Raw genomic sequence first — 6095 nt, 5'->3', positions numbered from 1 at the left:
GTAGTAAAAGTCTTAGAGAAGTTATTTAGTTCTTATATGTTGTAATTTATAGTTTTTATATAAATGAGAGTATAGGAGAAGATAATGTATTTAAGAACCCCATGCCTTTAGGCATGGGAGTATCAGAACCAACTAAAATTAAACTTAAGCATAATATCAAAACTAAAAATTTTTTCATAATTCAAATCCCTTCCAATTAATTTAAAAATTAATTATAATAATATTATAGCATAATTATCTATTTTATCTATACATTAAATGGTAAAATTTGGTTTAGAACTATTTTATGGTTTCAGCTATATATTTTGAGTGATTGAAATGTGAGTAGTGCTTTTTATGGTAATATTGTGAGAAAAGAAGAAATTGATATTGGCATATATAGATACGGAGTTAAGTTTATTAATAAGTCTGATGAGGATCATGAAAAGTTCATAAGCAAGCTCAATGAGTTAAATAAAGAGGGTAATCTAAACAATTCTGAACTTTGTGCATGTGATGTAATAGATTGTATTAGAAAATATACAGGTAAATTTAATAAAAGAATATGTAAAAGATATAAACTTAATAATGATTTTGTTGGGAAAATGAAAGTGGATAAAATTAGTAATGAATTTGCCAGTTCACAGTGGATCACTATAGTAATAGACAATATTTCACAAGACGGTATTCAATTTATTACTGATGTAGAAGTAGCAATGGATGAGGATACAATTTTAGAATTTAAAATTGTTATTGCTGATAGGGTAATCTATGCTAAAGGTTATGCGCTCTGGAGAACAAAAATTGAAGAGAATAAATATAGATATGGAGTGAAATTGCATGTGCCAGATTTAGAAAAGGAAAAGATAGCTGGAATTTTAGAAGAAGTAGTGGATTTTTCTTTAGAAAAGGGAATATTAGTAAGAGAATGTTTTAGATTAAATTTTAGCTATTCAAAGTCTGAAGATCATAACTTTGAGTGGTGGGTATAAAAAAATCAATTAAAATACAGAGCATTATTTTTATTATTTAATGCATAGTTATTATTATTTAAGCTGACAAAGAAGATAACGTTAAGTTACCTTCTTTTGGGTTAATGTCAATCATCTTCTATGTGGTTATTTATCAAACATGTTCAAAATGATATATTTTCCACCGTTATATATAGCAGGACAACTAATATATCAAGCAATTCTTCCGCATGTATTGTTTTGTCAGGGATTCTCATTTTTTCAGTAATAAATGCTAGTATATCACCTTCTTGTGTAAATATTTCTGCGCCTACTAATATTAAAAAACTATTTTTCTTAGCATAATCATGAGCTTCTTGCATAATATCATTGTTTCCATGATTTGTTATACAAATTCAATCTAAACCTCTAGCTTTAGCTGTGATTACTACTTCTTTTAAGGTCATTTTACTGTCAGCTGAATATTTACTTTCATGTATGTGAATATCAATAAGCATAATTTTACCCCCAATGAATTCAAGTTTTATTTGAATATATTTTTTTGTGTATTATTCATATTAATTTTAATATTGCACTAAAACTGCAGAAAAACAAACTACTCCTAGCAAAACTCAAGGCACATTAAAGGTAGTTGCAGCTATGGGACATAAGGAAAAAATATTTAAAGCTTTTGAAAGTGATACGGGAATTAAGGTTGAATTCTTAGATATATCTTCAGGTGAAGTTTTATCCAAAGCAAAAGCTCAAAAGGGAACTGCAGTTGCAGATGTATGGTTTGGGGGTGGCTCAGATGGATTTATGGCAGCAGTAACTGAAGGGCTATTAGAAAAGTACATATCAAAAGAAGCTAAAACTATTCAGGACAAATATAAAGATAGTGAAGGATATTGGACTGGTATGACTTTAGTTACTGCAGGACTTGTTGTAAATAAAGATGTTTGCATCGAAAAGAATTTAAAAATTCCTCAAACATGGTCAGAATTAACAGATCCTATATATAAGGATGAAATTTTAATGCCAAATCCAAATATTTCAGGCACAAGTTATTGTATAATTTCGACGTTGCTTCAAACCTTGGGTGATGAAAAAGGATGGAAATACTTTGAAGATTTAAACAAGAACATTTCATATTATCCTCAAAGAGGCGGAGAACCACCTCAAAAAGCAATAGCTGGAGAAGTTGCAATAGGCATATCTCCACTTGATGGTGAACAAATAGCCAAAGGTGAAAAATATAATGTAGCCAATATTTTTCCTACTGATGGAATTCCTTGGACACCAGCACCAGTTGCAATATTTAAAGATTCAAAAAATATAGAAGCTGCTAAAAAATTTGTAGATTGGTCATTATCAAAACATGGACAGGAAATAATAGTTACGCAGTGTCCAAGATTTCCAACGAGACCAGATGTTAAAACACCAGAAGTAATGAAAAATGTTAAAAAAGATGATTTACTTGAAATAGATTTAGTAAAAGCGGGAAAAGACAGAGAAGAAATATTGAAAACTTGGAAAGAAAAAATTAAAAAATAGAAGTTTAGTGAGAGAGTGATAATATGGTCAACAATATTTCTAAAAACAAAAGGGCATCTTTTAAAGATGCCCTTATTTCAAAATTAAATGAAAATTTTATATTTATTTTAGTAGCAATAGTCATAATTATTTTTGTTCTATGGCCAATCATTTCAGTAGTAGTAAATAGTTTTTATGTTAATGGTACTTTTACTTTTGATGTGTATAAAGAGTTGATTAATGAAAATAGCGGGTTACTTTATAATAGTATATTTGTAGCGATTATTTCAACAGTCTTTGTCATTATAATATCAATGTTAATATCATTTTTTTTAACTCAAACAAAATTCAAAGGTAAAAAAATAATATACTCTGTTCTACTTTTAAATATGATATCACCACCATTTGTTGATTCACTTGCTTTTATAATTTTATTTGGAAGGCGAGGGTTAATTACATATAGGTTGCTTCATCTAAGCCTTAATCCTTATGGATGGAAAGGCATAGTATTAATGCAAACTCTTGGACATATTCCTATTGCAACTCTATTAATAGTAACTGCGTTTAAAGCGGTAGATAAAAACATCATACATTCATCTCAAGATCTAGGTTCAGACCCTTTAAGCACTTTGTTTGGGGTAATAATTCCTACAGCTAAATCTGGAATGATAATTGCAGCTTTAATAGCTTTTGTGTCCAGTTTATCAGATTTTAGTATCCCTATAATAATTGGTGGAGGCTATAATGTATTGGCAACAGAAGCATACATAAATGTAGTTGGTACTGGTAATTTGCCACTTGCAAGTGCAATGAGTGTATTTCTTTTAATTCCTTCTTTATTATTTTATATCATTTATAGATTACTTATGAAGGATAATAAAATGTTTTCTTACCATTCCTTCAAAAGTAGTAAATTAGATAATTATGATTTAGAACTTCCTAAATGGTTTACAAATATCATAGTATTTATTACTATTTTATTTGTAACAATAGTAATTTTAAAGTATTTAACCATTTTTATGGGAAGCATTACTACCTTTAAAGCAAGAAAAATTAGTTTTACTCTTGAATATTTTAAGTATATTGATGCAGCAAAATTAAACAGTTTTAAGAGAAGGCAATATACTGCACTGTATAAATGGGTTTCCAAGTGTTCACGTCCAATGGAATTATAGGTATTTAAAACCATTTTACGATTTTTATCCAAATAAATTAATATATTTAAAAATTTCTGTTGCCAGGTACGAGATGTTGTATTTTCTGCCATGGCCCTAGCGACTTCAGTTCTGAAAATCCATTCTAAGAGTGCGTAGACATCTTGAAAGTGATAGTAAAATGTACGGCGATTAACTCCACAGTCCCTAACAATATCATTAATTGTAATTTTTGCTAAAGGAGTGGTATTCATTAGCTTTTTCAATGGTTGTGCTAAAGATTATTTTGTAGTTTGTGACATACATTAGATCTCTTTTCATTTGAGTTATATATATTATATTTAATACGAATTTTTGTTTAAGGAAAGCTATAAAATTTTAAAGGTTAATAAATATGAAAAGGAGAAATTGCATAAAAGGCAACGATCTTATTTTTTTCTACAAATTTTAAAGGAAAATTGCAGAATAATATTGAATTATATAAGTAGAATGTTTAGCAAAACATGCGTTTATAGGAATTATTTAAAGGAATAAAATATATGAAAAAAATAGCTGACTTAGATAGTAAATATTTTTTATCTTTATGTCGTTTTTTTATGGAATTCAATCTGTGTTATCTATATGATTATTTGTTAAAATAAAGCTTAAGAAAATACCAAAACGCTATTCTCAATTTATTATTTTGTATTTGTAATGTCAATTATATTAACAACTTATTTATTTTTACTTTCTAATATTGTATATAAGGAAAATAATTTACTGAACTATGTAATAACATCAGTGTTTGCTATTTTATGGGGGTAATACTAATGAAAACAAAAATAACAGAATTTTTAGAGCCATTATATAAAATAAAAACGAAAACAGATGATAATGATGAAGTTACTAACTATGATAAAGTAATGGATATATTTGAATCTTTTGTTAATATGAATAATATGAGCAAAGATGAATTTTTAGAAAAAGTTTTTGTTAGTGCCTTTAAATTAATACCCGAAGCGGAAAAGGGATCTCTTTATGAGCTTTCAGGAGATAAATACATACCTATATTTACAAATGGATATGATTTTGAAACTCTTAAAAAATTAGTTTTTAATAGAAGTGATGCGTTTATAGACTATGAATGCTCAGATGTTTGTAATATTGATGCATATCAAATATATATTAAGAAACGAGATGATACAAAATTCACCAAAGAAATAATAGAAACCTTTAAAGAACTTGGAACTTATTCTAATTTTATTTCATTATATGCACCGGTTCAAGTTGAGGGTGTGAATGTAGGTTTAATTAGTCTTGACTGTTTTAATGGAACTGACTTTTCCAAAAATTCTAAAAAAATATTGAAATTTTATGCACAAATTATATCTAATTTTTATTCCCAGAAGGTTTTTCATGATAGAGAGACTAAGATGCATGATGAGATTGTAACTGCATTAGTATCTGCTATTGAAGTTAAAGATAAGTATACAGAAGGCCATGCGCAGAGAGTAAGAGAATATAGTTGTGCCATCGCTAAGGAACTTGGATTAGCAAAATCACAAATAATGGATATTAGTACTGCTGCTTTATTGCATGACATTGGTAAAATTGGGGTTCCAACAGAAATATTAAATAAACCAGGTAAACTGACTGAAGATGAGTATAATATTGTTAAACTACATCCTATACATACTAAGACTATTTTAGATAAGATAAGTAACTTTTCTAACATTTCAAACATTGCATATAGTCATCACGAAAATTATGATGGTACGGGATATCCTCAAGGGTTAAAAGGTGATGAAATACCATCTGAGTCACAGATAATACAAGTAGCTGATGCATATGATGCAATGACTTCGGATAGAGCTTACCGAAAAGCACTTTCTATAAATGAAGCACTTGAAATTATAGAAAAGGAAAGTGGTAAACAATTTAATGCAGAAATAGCAAAAGTAGCAATACAATTATTTTCTACATAAATGATATGATATAATTGTATCTTATAATAGAAGGCATTTTAAAAACAATTGTAATTTATTTAATAAACCTTTTACAAATGACAGAAGATTTTAAAATGTAGATGAAAGTATGTTTATAAATTTAGCCATGTGTATCGGAATGCGGGAATTAGAATTATTCATATATATATGGAGTATTATGAAGATAATCTAGCTAGGTTACCTATAGACCAAAATTGTACACTTATTTATATGATACAATATTCCTTGTCGTCACAAAGTAGTGACACAGTGTGTTAAATGTTAATTACTGTTTAATAAGTTTTTATTTAAAAATAAATTAAAAAAGTTGTTGACAAAACAAGTAATACCTAGTAATATAGTAGAAGTCGTCGGTTGGCGATTAATGCAAAATAGATAGTTGGTCTTTGAAAATTAAACAGAGAAATAGGTAAAATAACGAAATAATATTTCGTTAGACCAGTTAATTACTTTAGATAAAGAATTAATTTTAGTCGTAAGACTAAAAAGTATGT

5 protein-coding genes and 1 pseudogene are annotated in these 6095 nt (G+C 27.9%); 4 read left to right on the top strand and 2 right to left on the bottom strand.

Features of this window, described 5'->3' with window-relative positions:
• Positions 1–347: 347 nt before the first annotated feature.
• Complete coding sequence (locus tag ACREVU_RS09100; protein WP_431551276.1) at positions 348–971, top strand: PilZ domain-containing protein; 624 nt, start codon at positions 348–350, stop codon at positions 969–971.
• Between the two features lie 143 nt (positions 972–1114).
• On the opposite strand, the gene ACREVU_RS09095 is transcribed toward ACREVU_RS09100, so the two are convergent.
• Positions 1115–1312, bottom strand: coding sequence for a hypothetical protein (locus tag ACREVU_RS09095; protein WP_431551275.1), 198 nt, complete (start codon positions 1310–1312; stop codon positions 1115–1117).
• Positions 1313–1589: 277 nt separating this feature from the next.
• Here ACREVU_RS09095 and ACREVU_RS09090 point away from each other — a divergent pair, with 277 nt between their 5' ends.
• On the top strand, positions 1590–2483 hold the full coding sequence (locus ACREVU_RS09090) for an ABC transporter substrate-binding protein (RefSeq protein ID WP_431551274.1): 894 nt from the start codon (positions 1590–1592) through the stop codon (positions 2481–2483).
• Positions 2484–2506: 23 nt separating this feature from the next.
• Positions 2507–3319 (top strand): annotated as a pseudogene (locus ACREVU_RS09085) (ABC transporter permease); the annotation flags it as partial.
• A gap of 65 nt (positions 3320–3384) precedes the next feature.
• Here the strand turns inward: ACREVU_RS09085 and ACREVU_RS09080 are convergent.
• Positions 3385–3870 (bottom strand): TetR/AcrR family transcriptional regulator C-terminal domain-containing protein, encoded by a 486-nt coding sequence (locus ACREVU_RS09080; protein WP_431551277.1) that lies wholly within the window; start codon positions 3868–3870, stop codon positions 3385–3387.
• A 555-nt stretch (positions 3871–4425) separates the two neighbouring features.
• Here ACREVU_RS09080 and ACREVU_RS09075 point away from each other — a divergent pair.
• Positions 4426–5580, top strand: a complete 1155-nt coding sequence (locus ACREVU_RS09075) for an HD-GYP domain-containing protein (protein WP_431551273.1) — start codon at positions 4426–4428, stop codon at positions 5578–5580.
• Positions 5581–6095 lie beyond the last annotated feature (515 nt).

The sequence above is a fragment of the Clostridium sp. genome (assembly GCF_050717535.1).
Taxonomy (GTDB): Bacteria; Bacillota; Clostridia; order Clostridiales; family Clostridiaceae; genus Clostridium_AD.
The sequence above is the reverse complement of the archived record's forward strand: the minus strand, read 5'-3'. Positions and strand labels throughout refer to the sequence as shown.

Excerpts from the sequence above, each read along its gene's own strand:
- ACREVU_RS09095 (WP_431551275.1), bottom strand. The coding sequence starts at position 1,312 with ATGCAAGAAGCTCATGATTATGCTAAGAAAAATAGTTTTTTAATATTA.
- ACREVU_RS09090 (WP_431551274.1), top strand. The coding sequence starts at position 1,590 with ATGGGACATAAGGAAAAAATATTTAAAGCTTTTGAAAGTGATACGGGA.
- ACREVU_RS09075 (WP_431551273.1), top strand. The coding sequence starts at position 4,426 with ATGAAAACAAAAATAACAGAATTTTTAGAGCCATTATATAAAATAAAA.
- ACREVU_RS09080 (WP_431551277.1), bottom strand. The coding sequence starts at position 3,870 with ATGAATACCACTCCTTTAGCAAAAATTACAATTAATGATATTGTTAGG.